The organism is Actinomycetospora lutea, assembly GCF_028737205.1.
Classification (GTDB): domain Bacteria; phylum Actinomycetota; class Actinomycetes; order Mycobacteriales; family Pseudonocardiaceae; genus Actinomycetospora; species Actinomycetospora lutea.
Map to the genome: position 1 here is coordinate 22,378 of NZ_JAQZAL010000044.1, position 17,840 is coordinate 40,217.

The window sequence follows — 17,840 nt, forward strand, 5'->3', positions numbered from 1 at the left end:
GGAATCTCGCTCACGTACGGGCGCGGGGGTGGGCCATCGCGAAGACCTCGCGCAGGGTGTCGACGGTGACCTGGGTGTAGATCTGCGTCGTGGTCACCGAGGCGTGGCCGAGCAGCTCCTGCACGATGCGCAGGTCGGCGCCGCCGTCGAGCAGGTGGGTCGCGAACGAGTGGCGCAGCGTGTGCGGGGAGATCGCGCCGCCGACCCCCGCGCGGTCGGCGGCCGCGCGCAGCGACGCCCACGCGCTCTGGCGCGACAGGCGCGCGCCCCGCGCGTTGAGGAACAGCGCCGGCGTGCCCCGCCCCCGGCTCGCGAGCCCCGGGCGCGCCCGCACCCGGTAGGCCTCGAGGGCGGCGAGTGCCGGGCGCCCGATCGGCACGATCCGCTCCTTGCCGCCCTTGCCCGCCAGCCGCACCGCGCGCTGGGTCACGTCCACGTCGTCGACGTCCAGCCCGACCGCCTCGGAGATGCGCGCCCCGGTGGAGTAGAGCAGCTCGAGCAGGGCGCGGTCGCGGACGCCGGCGAGGTCGTCGGCCTCGCCGCCCCGCGCCTCGAGCAGCCGCCCGACCGTGGCGACGTCGAGCGCCTTCGGCAGCCGGCGCGGCGGCGACGGCGGGTGCACCTCGCGGGCCACGTCGATCGCCACCATGCCCTCGGCCAGCGCGAAGCGGTGCAGGCCCCGCACGGCCACGACGGCGCGGGTCGCCGACGCCGTGGCCAGCGGCGCCCGCCCGTGCGCGCCGGTGCGCAGCCCGACGAGGAAGTCGCCCACGTGCCGCTCGGTGACCTCGGCGAGGTCGCGCACCCCGGCGGCCTCGAGGTGCTCCAGGTAGCGCCGCAGGTCCCGCCGGTAGGACGCGAGCGTGTTCTCCGCCGTGCCCCGCTCCACCAGCAGGTGGTCGAGGTAGGCGGTGACCGCCGCGTCCGGCGCCGTCACCCCGGCAGCACCTCGGCCAGGGGCCGCACCGGCAGGTCGTGCGCCTCGCCCACGGCCTCCGAGGTCAGTTCGCCGTCGACGACGTTGACGCCCCGCGCCAGCGCCGGATCGGCGGCCGCGGCGTCCGCGAGCCCCCGGTCGGCGAGGGCGACCACGTAGGGCAGCGTGACGCCGGTGAGCGCCCGCGTCGACGTGGTCGGTACCGCGCCCGGGACGTTCGCGACGCAGTAGAAGATCGAGTCGTGCACGCGGTACGTCGGCTCCGCGTGGGTGGTGGGGCGGGTGTCGGCGAAGCATCCGCCCTGGTCGACGGCCAGGTCGACGAGCACGGACCCGCTGCGCATCTGCGCGACGAGCTCGTTGGGCACCAGCACCGGCGCCTTCGCGCCCGGCACCAGCACCGCCCCGATCACGAGGTCGGCCTCGCGGCACGCGCGCTCGACCTCCGGGGTGCTCGACAGGACGGTCCGCACGCTGCCGGAGAAGATCTCGTCGACGCGGCGCAGCGCGCGCACGTTGACGTCGAGGACCTCCACCGACGCCCGCAGCCCGACCGCGATCGTCGTGGCCGCGAGCCCCGAGGTCCCCGCGCCGATCACCGCGACCCGGCCCGGCCGCACGCCGGGCACCCCGCCGAGCAGCACGCCGCGCCCGCCCTGCGCGTTCTCCAGGTGGTGCGCGCCGACCTGCGGCGCCATGCGGCCCGCGATCTCGCTCATCGGCGCGAGCAGCGGCAGCGCCCCGTCCTCGGTCTGCACGGTCTCGTACGCGACGGCCGTGGCGCCCGCGTCGAGCAGCGCCTGCGTGCACTCGCGCGACGCCGCGAGGTGCAGGTAGGTGAACAGCACCTGGTCGCGCCGCAGCCGGTGGTACTCCTCGGCGACCGGTTCCTTGACCTTGAGCAGCAGGTCGCTCGAGGCCCAGACGTCGTCGGCGGAGTCGATCACCGTGGCGCCCGCCTCGCGGAAGGCGTCGTCGGTGATCGCCGACCCGACCCCGGCGCCGGTCTCCACCATGACCTCGTGGCCACGCCGCACGAGCTCGGTGACGCCGATGGGCGTCAGCGCCACCCGGTCCTCGTGGTCCTTGACCTCCCGCGGCACGCCCACCTTCATGGCGGGACCATAGCCGGGCCCGCCGCCCCCGTCGGCCCGCCGCGCGCGGGCGCGACACACTGATCGTCGTGCGACTCGGGACCACGCTGCCGCAGTTCGGGGACGCCGTCGACGAGGCCGACCGGATCGGCGCCTTCGCGGCCGCGGCCGAGGAGGCCGGCGCCGCGAGCCTGTGGGTCGGCGATCGCCTGCTCGCCGCCGTCGACCCGCAGGTCGGCTACGCCGGCACCGACACGGTCCCCGTCGAGTTCCGCCGCGCCCTGGATCCGTTCGCCCTGCTCGCGGTCGCGGCAGCGGCGACGTCACGCGCGGTGCTCGGCACCAGCGTCCTGGTCGGGCCGCTCTACCCGCCGGCGGTGCTGGCCCGCTCGCTGGGCACCATCAGCGCGATCGCCGGCGCGCGGCTCGTCGCGGGCCTCGGCATCGGCTGGTCGCCCGAGGAGTACGCCGGCGCCGGACTGGACTTCGACCACCGCGGAGCCCGGCTCGACGAGCTGCTCGACGGCCTCGACACCCTGTGGTCGGACATGCCCGCGCCCCTGCCCGGCCCGCGCTTCCCGCTGCCCGCCGTGCACGTCGACACCCCGCGCGAGCGACCGGCGGTCTATCTCTCGGCGTGGACCGACTCCGCGCTGCGCCGCGTCGGGCGCCGCGCCGACGGGTGGCTGCCGGTCGGCCGCCTGCCCGCCGACGACCTCGAGGGCCAGGCGCGCGCCCTGTGCCGCTTCCGCGCGAACGTCGACGCCGCCGCCACCGAGGCCGGCCGCGACCCCGCCGACGTCGGCACCGCGCTGCGGGTCGACGTCGCCGCGGGCGTGGACGCGGCCGCGATCGCCGACGGCACCCGACGCCTCGTCGACGCCACGGGGTTCACCGACGTCTTCGTCGACCCGATGTATGCCGCACCGGGGATCGACGCGACCCTCGAGCTGGTCCACGAGGTCCTGCGCCGCGTCGCGTGAACCGGCGCCGCCGGCCGGCGACGGACGACGTCCTCCGACGGTCCCCGGGCGCTGGCACGATGACCGCGATGAGCAGGATGGCGCGGCGCGAGGCGACCGCGGCGCCGACGCGGCAGGGGGACCCCGATGGCCGCTGAGCCCGGCGACGTCGCGCCGGTGGTGCCGCTCGTCCGGACGCCGCGGTGGGACTGGGTGCCGCGCACGAAGCTGTTCCGCCCGCCGCCGGCGGAGGACACGGTGCCCGACCCGGAGCTGCTCGCCCGCACCGCGCGCGCCGTCGGGGAGGTCCCCGTGACGGTCGTCGTCGCGGCCGCGGGCGCCGGGAAGAGCACGCTGGCCTCGTCGGTGGTCGAGCGCTGCGCCCGCCGCGCAGGGTGGCTGCGGTTCGACGAGCTCGACGACGACCCGGCGAGTGTCGTCGAGCTCCTGGTCCGGGCCCTCGACCCGCTGGTCGACGGCGGCTGCGCCGGGTCGCGCCAGCTGCTCGACACCGGTCTGCCCGCGTCGGCCGATCCCCGGCGGGCGATCGGGGTGCTGGTCAACGACCTGGTGGTCGCCGAGCCGCCGCCGCTGCTCCTGGTGCTCGACGACCTGCACACCCTCGGGGCGCCCGGTGTCCGCGCGGTGCTCGACTACCTCGTCGCGAACCTCCCGCCCGCGCTGCACCTGCTGGTGACCGCCCGCCGGGAGCCGCCGCTGCCGATGCCGCGGCTGCGCGCCCGGGCGCAGATCCACGAGGTGCACGACGCCGACCTGCGGATCTCCCCGGAGCGCGCCGAGGTCCTCCTCAACGACCGGCTGGGCCTCGCGCTGTCCCGCGAGCGGGTGCGCGAGGTGGTCGCGGCGGCCGGCGGGTGGACCACCGGGGTGCGCCTGCTCGGCACCGCGCCGGAGGCGCTCGACGACTACCTCGACGCCGAGGTCCTCGGGGCGGAGACCCCCGAGCTGCGCCGCTTCCTGCTCGACACCGCCGTGCTCGACGTCCTCGAGCCCGCGGTGTGCGCCGCGGTCACCGGGCGCGACGACGCGCCGGCCCTGCTCGCGACCGCGCGCGCCCGGCTCGGCCCGCTCCTGCTCGTCGCCGACCCCGGAGCCGCCGACCCCGGAGCCGCCGACCCCGGGGCCGCCGACCCCGGGGCCGCCGACCCCGGGGCCGCCGACCGTGGCCCCGTGCTGCGCCACCACGACCTGCTGGCCGCGGCCCTGCGCCGCCGGCTCGCCGCCGAGGACCCGGCGCGGGTCCCGGACCTGCACCGCAGCGCAGCGGCCGCCGTCGCCGACCCGGCCGCCCGGGTGGAGCACCTGCTCGCCGCCGGCGCAGGTGCCGAGGCCGCCGACGCCGTGGCCGCGCTCGCCGGCCCCGACTTCCCCCGCCCCGCCGAGCTCCACCACCTCGAGACCTGGATCCGCCGCCTGCCGCCCGCCGACGTGACCGCCCGACCCCGCCTCGGCGTCCTGGCCGGGTTCGCCGCCGTGCAGCGCGGCCGCCTCGCGGAGGCGACGGCCCTGCTCGAGCCGGCGCTGGCGGCAGCGACCGCCGCCGGGCCCGCCGAGCGCGTGACGCAGTGGCTCGCGGCCCGCGCGTTGCACGTCGCTACCGCCGACCACGCCCGGCTCGTCCCGATCCTCGCTGCGCTCGAGGACGACCCGGCGTTCGCCCGCCTGTCCCCGTCCGCCCGCGCCGAGCACCACCTCTCCCGGGCCTACGCCGCGGCCCACACCGGGGACGGCGACGCGTGCGCGGCGCGCACCCGGACCGCCGTCGCCGTGGCCGTGTCGTCGGGGGACGACGGCGTCCTCGAGGTCCTGGCCCGGCACCTCGGTCCCCTGCTGATCGGCCACGAGGGGGGCGTCGACCTCGTCGCCGAGCACGTGGCGCGCACCGAGGCGCACCCGCACCCGACGCCGCTGATCCGGCTGGGCACGCTCGTGCAGCGGGCGTACCTCGGTCTGCTCACCGTGCGGTGGAACGAGGCCGACGCGGCGGTGACCGAGGCCGCGGACCTGCCCGAACGCCTGGGCGGCCTGCCCTATCTGCGCGCCACCCTCGACTGGGTCCGGGCGGCCGTCGCCCACGCGCGCGGCGACCTCGCCCTCGCCGAGGCCCGCTGCCGCCCCGACACCGAGACCGCCACCGACCTGGACCGCGACCTCGTCCCCGTGCGCCACGCGCTCCTCGCGCGCGTCCTGCGCCGCCAGGGCCGCACCGCGGAGCTGGACGCCCTGGCGCGGGGCACCACCCCCGGCGGGCACCCGCTCGGCCGGGTCGCGGGGGCCGTCGTGCGGGCCCAGGCCTCGCTGGCCGCCGGGGACCCGGCCGGCGCCGCCGAGCACCTGGCGCGGGGCGGCACGGTGGTGGTCGCGCCGTTCCTCGTCCCGTCGTCCCTCGACCGGGCACTGGTGCTCGCCGCGGCGGGCCGCCACGCCGAGGCGGTGGGCGCGACCCGCGAGGTCGTGGAGACCGCTCGCCGGTGGCGGATGCCCGGCCTGCTCGCGCTGGCCGGGGACGAGGTGCGGCCACTGCTCGAGGAGGTCGGCGGCCGCACCGTTGATCGCGTTCGCGGTCGCGGTGGTGGGCCTCGCCCGCTGGGCCGAGCCGGCCGCCCCGCGCGCGGCGGCCGCCCTCACCGTCCTGTGCCTCGCCGGCACCGCCGGCGGCGTCGCCTTCGGCGTCGACGGGGTGCAAGCCGGTCTGTTCGGCACGCCCGGCCTCGACGAGGTGAACCTGATCGGCGCCCTGGCCCTGCGCGGTCCCGGGCTGCTGTTCCCGCCGTCGATGGTCGCGCTCGCGGTGCTGCTGGGCGTCACGGGCCGGGCCTCCCGGCCCGTGGCCGCGGCCTTCGCCCTGGCCGCGCTGCTCTTCCCGGTCGGGCGGATCTTCAGCCTGCTGCCCGTCGCGGTGGTCACCGACCTGCTCCTCATCGCGACGATGGGCATCCTCGGCCTGGGGCTCCTGCGCGGGACCAGCCCCCGATCCGTCCCGACCCGCCGGGAGATCGTCACCGCCTGACCCGTCGTCGACCCCCACGGCCGGCCCGCCCTCCGGGACGAGCCGGCCGTGACGTCGTGCGGGGCGCGCGGTGGTAAGTGCTCAGCGACGCGCGGCGCGCCGGGCGGCGAACTGCGCCGGGCGGTCGAGCCATTCCGCGTCGACGGGCCGGGCCGCGGAACGGCCGTCGCGCACCGCCGCCGCGGCGAACACTCCCGCCACGCACGGCCCGTTGACCAGCGCCCCCGACATCGCGCCGGTGACGAGGTCGTCGAGCGGGATCCGGCGGATCACGAGGTCCGCCTCCTCGTCGTCGCCGCTCGCCGGGCGCTCCACCGCGCGCAGCCCGCGGGCGAGGAACACGCGCACCGACTCGTCGGCGAAGCCGGGGCAGCCCACGATGTCGACGAGCGTCGACCACTCGTCGGCCTCGATGCCGACCTCCTCGACCAGCTCGCGCCGCGCCGCCACGACCGGCTCCTCGGACGGGTCGTCGAGCAGCCCCGCGGGCATCTCCCAGATCCGCCGGCCCAGCGCGGGCCGGTACTGGTAGATCATGACGAGGCGGTCGTCCTCGTCGAGCGCCGCGATCGCGACGGCGCCGAAGTGCTCGACCTTCTCCCGTCCGGCGATCCGCCCGCCGGGCATCCGCACGTCGTCGCGGCGCAGCGCGAAGATCGGGCCCTCGTACAGGGTCTCGCTGTCCACGACGGCGAAGTCGTGGGACGGGTCTGCGCGATGGGGATCGGCGAGCGAGTCGGGCGTGCGGGGTGCCGTCACGAGGTCGCGCCGGCCGGCTCGTCGAGCACCTCGTCCACCGAGCCCACGGAATCCGTCCCGTTGCCGGTCTCCAGGTCCAGACGCTGCGACGCCAGGTGGCGCAGCGCCGCGGCGACGAACGCGCGGAACAGCGGGTGCGCGCGGGTCGGGCGGCTCTTGAGCTCGGGGTGCGCCTGGGTGCCGACGAAGAACGGGTGCTCGTCGCGGGGCAGCTCGACGAACTCGACGAGCGCGCCGTCCGGCGACGTGCCGGAGAAGACCAGCCCGGCCTCGGCGAGCCGCTCGCGGTAGGCGTTGTTGACCTCGTAGCGGTGGCGGTGCCGCTCGGTGATCCGCCCCGTCCCGTAGGCCGCGCGCGTGATCGTCTCGGGTGCGAGCAGCGCGGGCCAGGCGCCGAGGCGCATCGTGCCGCCCATGTCGCGCTCGCCGGCGACGACGTCGGTCTGGTCGGCCATCGTCGAGATCACCGGGTGCGGGGTGTCCTCGTCGAACTCGGCGGAGTTCGCGCCCTCCAGGCCGGCCATCGACCGCGCGGCGTGGATGACCATGCACTGCAGGCCCAGGCACAGCCCCAGCGCCGGGATGCCGCGGCGGTGGGCGTGGTCGAGCGCGCCGACCTTGCCCTCGATGCCCCGGATGCCGAAGCCGCCGGGGACGAGGATGCCGTCGACGCCCGCGAGCGCGGCGGCGGCACCGGCCGGCGTCTCGCACTCGTCGGAGCCCACCCAGCGCACGGCGACGCGGGCGCGGTGGGCGAACCCGCCGGCGCGCAGGGCCTCGGTGACCGAGAGGTAGGCGTCGGGCAGGTCGACGTACTTGCCGACGATCGCGATCTCGACGGTCTCGGTGGGGTGGTGCACGCGGTCGAGCAGGTCGCCCCAGACGGTCCAGTCGACGTCGCGGAACGGCAGCCCGAGCCGGCGGACGACGTAGGCGTCGAGGCCCTCGGTGTGCAGTACCTTCGGGATGTCGTAGATCGACCGCGCGTCCGGGCAGGCGACGACGCCGTCCTCGTCGACGTCGCACATGAGGCTGATCTTGCGCGTCATGTCGTCGGGGATGGCGCGGTCGGCGCGCAGCACCAGCCCGTCGGGCTGGATACCGATGTTGCGCAGCGCGGCCACCGAGTGCTGGGTCGGCTTGGTCTTGAGCTCGCCCGACGGCGCGAGGAACGGGACCAGCGAGACGTGCAGGAAGAAGCAGTTGTCGCGGCCGACCTCGTGGCGCAGCTGGCGCGCGGCCTCGAGGAAGGGCAGCGACTCGATGTCGCCGACGGTGCCGCCGACCTCGGTGATCACCACGTCGGGCGCCGGGTCGTCGGTGCGCATCGCCAGCACCCTGGACTTGATCTCGTCGGTGATGTGCGGGATGACCTGCACGGTGTCGCCGAGGTACTCGCCGCGCCGCTCCTTGGCGATGACGCTCGAGTACACCTGCCCGGTCGTCACGTTGGCCCGGGCGGACAGGTCACGGTCGAGGAACCGCTCGTAGTGCCCGATGTCGAGGTCGGTCTCGGCCCCGTCCTCGGTCACGAAGACCTCGCCGTGCTGGAACGGGTTCATCGTCCCGGGGTCGACGTTGAGGTACGGGTCGAGCTTCTGCATCGTCACGCGCAGGCCGCGTGCGGTGAGCAGCTGGCCGAGGCTCGACGCCGTCAGCCCCTTGCCCAGCGACGAGGCGACGCCCCCGGTGACGAACACGTGCTTGGTCGTCCGCGCCGGCTGCATGATCAGGACCCCGCAGGCATCCGAGGAGAAGCTCCGCCATTCACGGGGCTTCAGGGTAACGGACCTCGTCCCCGCCCCCGCCGAGCGACCCTCACCCCGCGGCGGGCTGCGGCGTAAAGGTGCCCGCGGCGGGCCCGTAGACGCCGGTCCGTCCGTCGGCCTGCTCGCGCAGAGCCAGCACGCTCGCGACCCGCGAGGCCGGGCCCTGCAGCCCGTCGACGGTGGACAGCCCCGAGCGCAGCGCCGGGTCCGCACGCACGGCCGTCACCGCTCCGGACCCGGTGCGCCCGGCGAGCACGGCGCCCGCGCCCACCCGGTCCATCTCCCCCGCGATCCGCGCGAGCACGGTGTCGCGGGCCGGGTCGGCGCCGCCGCCGGCCACGACGAGCGCGAGCTCGCCCGGCGCGGCACCGGGCCCGTCGGGGGCCCGGACGTACCCCGCGTCGGAGAGCGCCCGCAGCGCCGTCGCGACCTCCGCGCCGGTGGTCTGCTCGCCCACGCCGCTCGGACGGGCCACCAGCAGCGACGCGAGCAGCGAGCCCGTGAGCGTGCCGGTGTCGGTGGTCGTCGGCAGCTGCGCCCCGGCGGGCAGCAGCCGCGGCACCAGTGCCCGCAGCGCCTCGGCGCGGTCGGGCGCGACGGCGGCGTCGGTCAGGGCCACCCGGCCCGCCACGCGCCCGCCCGCGCGGGCGACGAGCTCGGACACGGCGTCGACGTCGGCCGGGTCCGCGCCCGGTGCGGCGACGACCGCGACCCCCCGACCCGACAGCACGTTCGCGACCGTCGACGGCGCGCCGGCGCCGACGAGGCGCTCGGTGGCCAGCAGCTGGGCACTCGCCGCGTCGCGCTCGCCCCGCATGGCGACGACCTCGGCGGCGAGCTGGTCGCGGTCCGAGGTCAGGGCCCCCAGCACCCGCCCCGACAGCGCCGAGGCCCCCAGGACCACACCGAGCGCGAGCGCCAGCAGCACCGCCGCGATCGACACGACGTGGTAGCGCAGCGACATCACGTCCCGACCCCCTGGGCGGCGGCCAGCGCGGCCGCCCACCCCTCGCGCACGAGCATCACGATCGCCTCGGCGAGCCCGCTCGCGAACAGCGCCGTCGCGCCGACCGCCATCACGGCCAGCAGCAGGAGCAGGACCGCCCCCGTGGTCACCCGGTGGCGGTGCAGCGCGGCCACCGCGGACGCGTCCACCAGCGTCGGGCCCAGGCGCAGCCGCGTGAGCACCGTCGACGGGTTGCTCCCCGAGCGGCCGCGGTCGAGGAACCCCGACAGGGTCGCGTCGAACCCGCACGCGACGACCAGCGAAGCGCCGTGGCGCTGGGCGAGGATCAGGGCCATGTCCTCGGGGTTCGCCGACGACGGGAACCCGACCGGGTCGATGCCGGCGTCCTGCAGGCGGGCCAGCCCCGCGATGTGCCCGTCGGTGTCGGCCGGGATCACGACGTCGACGGCCTTGCGCGCGAGCTCCGGGTCGATCTCCAGGGCGGTGCCGACGACCACCGCGGGCGTGAACCCGACGGTCCTGAGCAGCGCGGCGCCGCCGCCCACCCCGACGAGCACCGGGCGCTCCTCGCGCACGAAGTGCTTGAGCCGGCGCAGCTCCTCCACGCGGTCCGACCCGCCCGCGACGACGAGCACCGTCCGGCCGTTCATCGCGGTCTCGAGCCCGGGGACGCCGACGCCGTCGAGCAGCATCGCCCGCTCGCGGCCCATGAACTCCGTGGTGTTCGCCGAGAACGCCTCCAGCTGCGCGGCGAGCCCCGAGCGGGCCTCGGCGAGCTGGTCGGCGACGGTCTCGGCGGTCTGCGAGAAGCCGCGGGCGACCTCGTCTTCGCCGAGGTAGACGCCGCCGTCGTGCAGGCGGACCGGGGCGCCGTCGCGCACGCGGCGCAGGACGCCGTCGCCGACGTCGTCGACGAGCGCCACCCCGGCGTCGGTGAGGATCTCCGGGCCGAGGTTCGGGTAGCGCCCCGAGATCGACGGCGAGACGTTGATGACGCCGGCGACGCCCGCGTCGACGAACGCGTGGGCGGTGGCCCGGTCGAGGTCGACCTGGTCGATCACCGCGATGTCGCCGCGCCCGAGCCGGCGCAGCAGCTCCGGGGAGACCTCACCGCCCGAGCGCCCGCCGAGACGCGCCGTCCCGACGACGCCGGCGGGCGCCTCCTTCGTGCGTCCCCGTGGCCACTTCATGCCCGCCACCCCGCACCCGTGCCGCGACCCATGCCCCCGATGGTCGTCGGCGGGACGCCGGGGACGGAGCCGACGCGCCGAGGGGACGCCCGCCGGTCACCCGGCCCGGCGACTCCGGCGGGCCCCGTTACGCCGCGTGGTCGCACCGCGACTGATCGGCGTCGGCGCCTCGGCGCCCGCCGCCCCGCCCTCGGTGCCCGCGGACCGGTCGGCCGCCGCGGCCGCGAGCAGCTCCTCGGCATGGGCGCGCCCGGTCTCGGTCTCCTCGGTGCCCGCGAGCATGCGCGCCAGCTCGATCGTCCGCTCGCCGTCGTCCAGGGTCCGCACAGCACTGCGCGTGACGCCGTCGGTGTCGCCGGCGTCGGCCAGCCCGCCCTTGTCGACCACGAGGTGACGATCGGCATAGGCCGCGACCTGCGCCAGGTGGGTGACGACCACCACCTGGTGGGTGCGGGCGAGGCGCGCGAGCCGGCGCCCGACCTCGACCGCCGCGCGCCCGCCGACCCCGGCATCGACCTCGTCGAACACGAGCGTCGGCGTGGTGTCCGCGCCCGCGAGCACGACCTCGACCGCGAGCATGACCCGCGAGAGCTCGCCGCCCGAGGCGCCCTTGTGGACCGGGAGCGCCGGCGCGCCGGCGTGCGGCGTGAGCAGGAGCTCGACCTCGTCGACGCCGTCGGGCCCGGCGACCACGCAGCGCCCGTCGACCCGGAGCGCGGCCGGGTCCGTGGACGGCGCCTCCTTCACCCCGACCGCGAGCTGCACCGACGCCGAGCCCATGGCCAGGCCGTCGAGCTCGGCGGAGACGGCGGCGCCGAAGCGGTCGGCGGCCTCGCGGCGTGCCGCCGACACCGCCGCGGCGTGCCCGGCGACCTCGCCGGCGAGCTGCTCGGCCTCCGCGGCCAGCGCGGCGAGCGCCTCGTCGGAGGTGTCGAGACCCTCGAGCCGGCGGCGCGCCTCGTCGGCCCACGCCAGGACCCCGTCGACGTCGGCGGCGTACTTGCGGGTCAGCCCCTTGAGATCGGCCTGGCGGGCGAGCACCTGCTCGAGGCGCTGCGGGTCGGCCTCGAGGCGCTCGAGGTAGTCGGTGAGCTCCGCGGCGGCGTCGCCCAGCAGCGCGGCCGCCTCGGCGAGGCGGGGGTCGAGGCCGGCGAGCGCCGGGTCGTCGCTGCCCTGCAGGCGGCGTCGCGCCTCACCCAGCAGCCCGACCGCGTCCGGCTCCTCGCCCGTGCCGTCGGACGGGCCCGCGAGCGCGGCGACGGCGCCCGCGGCGGTGGCGCGCAGGTCGTCCGCGTCGGCTAGGCGGCGGGCCTCGGCCACGAGGTCGGCGTCCTCGCCGGGCTGCGGGTCGACCGACTCGATCTCGGTGAGCCCGTGGCGCAGCATGTCGGCCTCGCGGCTCATCTCGCGCGCCTGCTCGCGCCGGCGGGTCAGCTCGGTGACCGCGTGCCGCCACGCCGTGCGCGCGCGCCGGTAGGCGGCCAGCGGCTCGGCGACCGCGGCGCCGGCGAACCGGTCGAGCACCGCGCGCTGCTCGGCCGCGCGCAGCAGCCGCAGCGCCTCGTGCTGGCCGTGCACCGCCAGCGCCGCGTCGGTGACGTCGCCGAGCACCGCCATCGGCACCGAGCGCCCGCCGAGGTGGGCACGCGAGCGCCCGTCGGCCGAGACCGTGCGCGCGGCGATGAGGCTGCCGTCGTCGTCGAGCGCGGCCCCGGCGTCGGCGGCGAGGTGGAGGGCCGAGCGCGGCGCCTCGTCGGCGTCCTCGTCCGGTGGGTCGTCCTCGAGCGCGTCGGCCGGGGGCAGCAGGAAGCGCCCCTCGACCGTGGCGCGCGTGGCTCCGCGACGGACACGCGAGGAGTCGGCGCGGCCGCCCCCCAGCAGGTGCAGCCCCGTGACCACCATCGTCTTGCCGGCCCCGGTCTCTCCCGTGACCACGGTGAGCCCGGGGTGCAGATCGAGGGTGGCATCCTCGATCACCCCGAGGCCCTGGATCCTCAGCTCGGCGAGCACGGCCTCACGATAACCACGCCCCCCGACGCCGCGGGGCCGAACACGCCGATCCGATCGAACACATGGTCGAACGGTCGGTGCCGGGCGGTCGGCGGATCAGCCCCCGGCTCAGCGCTGCCGCCCGCGCCACCCCTGCACCGGCAGACCGAACTTCCGCACGAGCCGGTCGGTGAACGGCTGGACGCGCAGCCGCGCCAGCAGCACCGGGTTGCGCCCGCGCACCACCTCGACGCGCGAACCCGGCGGCAGCTCGATGGTGCGCCGCCCGTCGCAGACGAGCACGCCGGCGTCCCCGCGGCCCGACACCTCGAGCGCCACCGACGAGTCCGGCGAGATCACCAGGGGCTTCGCGAACAGCGCGTGCGCGTTGCTCGGCACCAGCAGCATCGCCTGCACCTCGGGCCACACCACGGGCCCGCCCGCCGAGAAGGCGTAGGCCGTCGAGCCCGTCGGCGTCGCGCAGAGCACCCCGTCGCAGGCGAACTCCGACACCGGGCGTCCGTCGACCTCGAGCACCACGTCGAGCAGCCGCGCCCAGTTCATCTTCTCGACGATCGCCTCGTTGAGCGCCCACGTCCGGCCCAGCTCGGTGCCGTTCTGGTGGGCGACGACGTCGACGGTCATCCGCTCCTCGACGCGGTAGGTGCGCCCGACGACGGCGTCGAGCACCTCGTCGAGGTCGTCGAGGTCGGCCTCGGCCAGGAAGCCGACCCGCCCGAGGTTGACACCCAGCATCGGCACCCGCGCGTGGCGCGCGAGCTCGGCGGCGCGCAGCAGCGTGCCGTCCCCGCCGAGCACCAGGACGATCTCCATGCCGAGCGCGGCGTCGGACTCGGCGGTGACGGTGCGCGGGCGCTGCCCCTCGGGCAGGTCGTCGAACAGGCCCTCGTCGGTCGAGTACTCGTCGGGGAGGATCCGCAGGTCGAACCCGGCGTCGGCGAGGCGGCGGGCGGCCAGGGACGCCACCTTGCGCGTCGCCTCCCGGCCGGTGTGCACGACGAGCAGGGCGTCACGCGTCACGCGATCGTCGTCGCCCGCGACACCCGCCGCGTCGGCCTCCACGAGCCCGTCGGTCACCGGGGTCCCTCCCGTCGTCGTCACTGCGGGCCCTCGTCCACGGCCCGCCGGACCAGCGCCCCGGCGTCCGGGCCGGCGTCGGTCCCGTCGTCCCCGGATGCCCGGCGCAGCCAGCAGAAGTACTCCACGTTGCCCGACGGTCCCGGCACCGGGCTCGCGACGACGTCGCGCAGCACCAGGCCCCGCGTCCGCGCCGCCGCGACGACGTCGAGGACGGCCGCCGCGCGCAGCGCCGGGTCGCGCACGACCCCGCCCGCGCCGAGCCGGTCGCGGCCCACCTCGAACTGCGGCTTGACCATCGGCACGAGGTCGCCGCCCGGGACCGTGCACGCGGTGAGGGCGTTGAGGACCAGGCCCAGCGAGATGAACGACAGGTCGGCGACGACGAGGTCGACCGGCCCGCCGATGTCGTCGGGGGTCAGGGAGCGGACGTTGACGCGGTCGTGCACCGCGACCCGCGGGTCGGTCCGCAACGCCCACACGAGCTGCCCGTAGCCGACGTCGACGGCGACGACCTCGCGCGCCCCGTGGCGCAGCAGGACGTCGGTGAACCCGCCGGTGGACGCGCCGGCATCGAGGCAGCGGCGACCGTCGACGGCGAGCCCCTGCGGGCCGAACGCCGCGAGCGCGCCGAGCAGCTTGCCCGCACCCCGCGACGCCCAGCCCGGGTCGTCGACGTCCTCGCGCACGACCACGGCGGCGGCGGTCTCGACGGCCGTCGCGGGCTTGCTGGCCACGGCGCCCCCGACCGTCACCCGCCCCTCCGCGATCAGCCCGGCCGCGTGCTCGCGGGAGCGGGCGAGGCCGCGGCGGACCAGCTCGGCGTCCAGGCGGAGCCGGCGGGCGGTGGACCGGGCCACCGCGCTCAGGTCCGGTCCACGTCGGCCAGCACCGCGACCAGCGCGTCGTGCACCGCCTCGAAGCGGGTCGCGTGCTCGGCGGCGTCGAACTCGTCGCCCGGCGCGTCGCCGTCGGGGAGCGCCGCGACGGCGTCCCGCAGGCCGGCGAGCGCGTCGTGCTCGGTCATGGGCGCGTCCTCCCCGGCGTCGGTCCGGATGCTGTCGCCGTCCACGCTAACCCGTCAGGCGGTGTCCAGGCCGAGTGCGCTGATCATCTTCCCGGCGGGGCCGTCCGCGGCGCGCACGCCCGTCCACTCCTCGTCGGACGCCCAGGCGGCCCGGCACAGGGCGCGCAGGGCCGCGCTGGTGTCGTCCCCGTCGCCCTCGAGCACCAGGTCCGCGCCCTCGCGCCGCGCGGTGAAGCCGCCGGTCTCGCCGTCGGCGACGGCGGTCGCGGCGAGGTCGCCACCCAGGACGCGCAGGTCGGCGCCGAGGTACGTCGGGCGCTGCCCGGCCGGCGCGGCGAGCAGCCCCGCGGCGGTGGACACGCCGGTGAGGACGAGCAGGCTCTCGGCGTCGACGCTGTGCGCGCCCGCGATGTCGGTGTCGAGGCGGTCGCCGACGACCAGCGGCCGCTGCGCGCCGACCCGCGCGATCGCCTGCGCCAGCAGCGGGGCCGCGGGCTTGCCGGCGACCATCGGCTCGCGCGCGCAGGCCGTCCGGAGCACGGCGACCATCGAGCCGTTGCCGGGCAGCAGGCCCCGCTCGTTGGGCAGTGTCGGGTCGACGTTGCACGCGACCCACACCGCGCCCCGGTTCAGCGCCAGCGCCGCCTCGGCGAGGATGCGCCAGCCCGTGTCCGGCGAGTGGCCCTGCACCACCGCGACCGGCGCGTCGTCCTCGGCGCGCACCGGCTCGAGGCCCACCAGCCGGATCTCCTCGGCGAGCGCCTCCGTACCTACGACCAGCACCTTCGCGCCCGCTTCGACCTGCTCGGCGACCACCGCCGCGCCGGCCTGCGCGCTCGTCACGACGGCGTCGGTGTCGAGGGTCAGGCCGAGCTCGCGCAGGTGGTCGGCGACCTCGTCGGGGCCGCGGGACGCGTTGTTGGTGACGTAGGAGACGGTCGCGGTCGCACGGATCGCCTCGAGGGTCTCGACCGCGCCCTCGATCGCGTCCGGGCCGCGGTACACCGTGCCGTCGAGGTCGACGAGCAGCGCGTCGTGCTCGCTCATCCCGAGGACCTCGGCGCCTCGGCGGACCCCGCCGGCGCGTCGTCGTCCACGTCCCGGTCCTCGTCCTCGTCCTCGTCCTCGGCCTCGGCCTCGGCCTCGGCCTCGGCCTCGTCAGCGGCACCCTGGTCGCCGACGCCCAGCATGATGGCGCGCTCCTCGGCGTCCGTCTCGCCCTCGAGGTCCGTGCGGGCAGCCTCGAGGAACGCGCGGACCGCGTCCTCGGTGCGCCCGGCCGCCTGGAGCGCCTCGGCGTAGGCGTAGAACAGCCGCGGCACCCACGGGTCGTCGCGCGACGCGTCGAGCTCGGGCACCTGCAGCCCGACGACCGCGGCGTCGTTCTCGCCGAGGTCGCGGCGCGCGCCCGAGACGACGATGAGGAGCTCGACGGCGTCCTCGGTGCTCAGGTCGCGGGCCTCGGGGCTGCGCGAGAGCTCGATCGCCCGCTCCGGACGACCCAGGGCGCGCTCGGCGTCGGCCATCGCGGGCAGGTGCCCGTCGCCGCCCATCCGTCGGCTCGCGCGCAGCTCGGAGAGCGCCTCGGCCCACTCCCCCGCGTGGTACGCGGCGAGACCCGAGGCCTCGCGCACGATCGCGACGCGGCTCGCCCGGTGCCGGGCGAAGCGGGCGTGGGCGAGCGCCTCCTCGGGCTCGTCGTCGACGAGCTCGCCGACGGCGACGAGGTGCCGCGCGACCACGTCGGCCAGGTCCTTGGGCAGGCCGCGCAGGTCCCGGCGGGCCTCCGGGTCGAGGAGGTCCGGGGTGATGTCGTCCGGCAGCGGCGGCGCGGTGGGGCGGGGCGCCGCGTCCTGGTGGCGCGCGATGGGTTCCGACGAGTGGTCGACCCTGTCGGGGCGCTCGCCGGCCGGCGCGTCGTCCCGCGGACGGGCGGGCCGGCGGTCGTCGCGGCCCCCCTGGGGGCGGTCCTGGCGCGCCGCGCCCTGACGGCCACCGTCGCGTCCGCCGCCGTCGCGTCCACCCGGGCGACCGCCCTGGGGCCGCGCGCCGTTCGGCCGGCCGCCCCGGGGGCGGTCGCCGCCGGGACGATCGTCGTGGGGACGGTCGTCCCGCGGTCGGTCCTGACGGGGACGGTCGGTGCGCGGCCGGTCGCCGCCGCGCTGGTCGTCACGCGGACGTCCGCCGCGGGGCCCGTCGCTCCCACGCCGATCGTCCTGCCGCCGGTCGTCCCGACGGCGGTCGTCCTGGCGCCGGTCGTCCTGGCGCCGGTCGTCCTGGCGCCGGTCGTCCTGGCGCCGGTCGTCCTGGCGCCGGTACCCCTGACCGCCACCGCGCGGCCGATCGGTCCGGGGGCGCTCGGGCGCGGCCCGGTCGTCGCGTCCCTGTCCGTCGCGAGAGTGCGAGCCGCGGTCGTCACGCCGGTCGTCGGGTCGTCCACCGCGCGCACCGCCGCCGCCGCTGCGGTCGTCGACGCGGCCGCCACGCGAGCCCGGGGAACCGCCGCGATCCCGCGGGGGACCACTCGGGCGCCCGCCCGGGCCGCCGTCACCGCGTCGCGGCCCGCCACGGGCGCCACCACGCTCCGGGCTGCCGTTGCGCCCGCGATCGGCGTCGGAGCGGCGGTCGGATCCGCCGCGGGGGCGCTCGGCGCCCCGGTCGTCGCGGGGGCCGCGGTCGGACGGGCGTCCGCCGCTGCGGCGATCCGCGCCGCCGCGGGGCGCGCCCCGGTCGCGGCCGGCCGGCCCGCGGCCGCCCGACGGCTGGTCGTTCCGGGACGGCTCGGCGGTCCTGCCGCGACGAGCGCCGTCATCGCCTCCGCGAGCGCCGGCACCCTCCGACGGGTCGGACGACATCACGGACCTCCTGTGGACATGCGAACGGGCAGGGCTCCGGCCGGAGTCCTGCCCGTCATGTGGTGCTCACTGTGTTGCGACCCCTGGGGGTCGTTGACGTCGTCAGCCCCCCGGTGTGGGGGTGGTCGGGTGTTCCGGCGGTGTCCTACTCTCCCACGACCT

The 17,840-nt window shown here is 77.4% G+C and carries 14 protein-coding genes; 2 read left to right on the plus strand and 12 right to left on the minus strand.

The features are described 5' to 3' along the window. Nucleotides 1-10 precede the first annotated feature (10 nt). Complete coding sequence (locus PHK61_RS29680) at nucleotides 11-937, minus strand: site-specific tyrosine recombinase XerD (protein ID WP_274284638.1); 927 nt, start codon at nucleotides 935-937, stop codon at nucleotides 11-13. Beyond that, complete coding sequence (ald, locus tag PHK61_RS29685; protein ID WP_274284639.1) at nucleotides 934-2,052, minus strand: alanine dehydrogenase; 1,119 nt, start codon at nucleotides 2,050-2,052, stop codon at nucleotides 934-936. Before ald ends, PHK61_RS29680 begins: the two co-directional genes overlap by 4 nt. A gap of 68 nt (nucleotides 2,053-2,120) precedes the next feature. Between ald and PHK61_RS29690 the strand changes: the two genes are divergently transcribed. Both PHK61_RS29690 and PHK61_RS29695 read left to right on the plus strand, forming a co-directional pair. Then, on the plus strand, nucleotides 2,121-3,014 hold the full coding sequence (locus PHK61_RS29690) for an LLM class flavin-dependent oxidoreductase (RefSeq protein WP_274284640.1): 894 nt from the start codon (nucleotides 2,121-2,123) through the stop codon (nucleotides 3,012-3,014). Between the two features lie 126 nt (nucleotides 3,015-3,140). Beyond that, nucleotides 3,141-6,101, plus strand: a complete 2,961-nt coding sequence (locus PHK61_RS29695; protein WP_274284641.1) for a winged helix-turn-helix domain-containing protein — start codon at nucleotides 3,141-3,143, stop codon at nucleotides 6,099-6,101. 4 nt (nucleotides 6,102-6,105) lie between these two features. On the opposite strand, the gene PHK61_RS29700 is transcribed toward PHK61_RS29695, so the two are convergent. From PHK61_RS29700 to PHK61_RS29745, 10 genes are all read right to left on the minus strand, one after another. Continuing rightward, a complete protein-coding gene (locus tag PHK61_RS29700; protein ID WP_274284642.1) occupies nucleotides 6,106-6,711 on the minus strand; it encodes an NUDIX domain-containing protein in 606 nt (201 codons plus the stop codon). A gap of 68 nt (nucleotides 6,712-6,779) precedes the next feature. Further along, on the minus strand, nucleotides 6,780-8,510 hold the full coding sequence (locus PHK61_RS29705; protein ID WP_420791455.1) for a CTP synthase: 1,731 nt from the start codon (nucleotides 8,508-8,510) through the stop codon (nucleotides 6,780-6,782). Between the two features lie 91 nt (nucleotides 8,511-8,601). Further along, complete coding sequence (locus PHK61_RS29710; RefSeq protein ID WP_274284650.1) at nucleotides 8,602-9,516, minus strand: copper transporter; 915 nt, start codon at nucleotides 9,514-9,516, stop codon at nucleotides 8,602-8,604. Continuing rightward, on the minus strand, nucleotides 9,516-10,709 hold the full coding sequence (gene steA, locus PHK61_RS29715; protein WP_274284643.1) for a putative cytokinetic ring protein SteA: 1,194 nt from the start codon (nucleotides 10,707-10,709) through the stop codon (nucleotides 9,516-9,518). Before steA ends, PHK61_RS29710 begins: the two co-directional genes overlap by 1 nt. A 96-nt stretch (nucleotides 10,710-10,805) precedes the next feature. Next, nucleotides 10,806-12,719 (minus strand): DNA repair protein RecN, encoded by a 1,914-nt coding sequence (recN, locus tag PHK61_RS29720; RefSeq protein ID WP_274284644.1) that lies wholly within the window; start codon nucleotides 12,717-12,719, stop codon nucleotides 10,806-10,808. A 108-nt stretch (nucleotides 12,720-12,827) separates the two neighbouring features. Further along, the gene (locus PHK61_RS29725) at nucleotides 12,828-13,739 is read right to left on the minus strand and encodes an NAD kinase (protein ID WP_274284651.1); all 912 of its coding nucleotides are present in this window, start codon (nucleotides 13,737-13,739) and stop codon (nucleotides 12,828-12,830) included. 77 nt (nucleotides 13,740-13,816) lie between these two features. Beyond that, nucleotides 13,817-14,656 carry a TlyA family RNA methyltransferase gene (locus PHK61_RS29730; RefSeq protein ID WP_274284645.1) on the minus strand — a complete coding sequence of 280 codons (840 nt, stop codon included), beginning with the start codon at nucleotides 14,654-14,656 and terminating at the stop codon, nucleotides 13,817-13,819. Between the two features lie 5 nt (nucleotides 14,657-14,661). After that, nucleotides 14,662-14,823, minus strand: a complete 162-nt coding sequence (locus PHK61_RS29735) for a hypothetical protein (RefSeq protein WP_274284646.1) — start codon at nucleotides 14,821-14,823, stop codon at nucleotides 14,662-14,664. 54 nt (nucleotides 14,824-14,877) lie between these two features. Next, nucleotides 14,878-15,870, minus strand: coding sequence for an HAD-IIA family hydrolase (locus PHK61_RS29740; protein ID WP_274284647.1), 993 nt, complete (start codon nucleotides 15,868-15,870; stop codon nucleotides 14,878-14,880). After that, nucleotides 15,867-17,678 carry a hypothetical protein gene (locus tag PHK61_RS29745; RefSeq protein ID WP_274284648.1) on the minus strand — a complete coding sequence of 604 codons (1,812 nt, stop codon included), beginning with the start codon at nucleotides 17,676-17,678 and terminating at the stop codon, nucleotides 15,867-15,869. The genes PHK61_RS29740 and PHK61_RS29745 overlap by 4 nt, the downstream gene beginning before the upstream one ends. Nucleotides 17,679-17,840 lie beyond the last annotated feature (162 nt).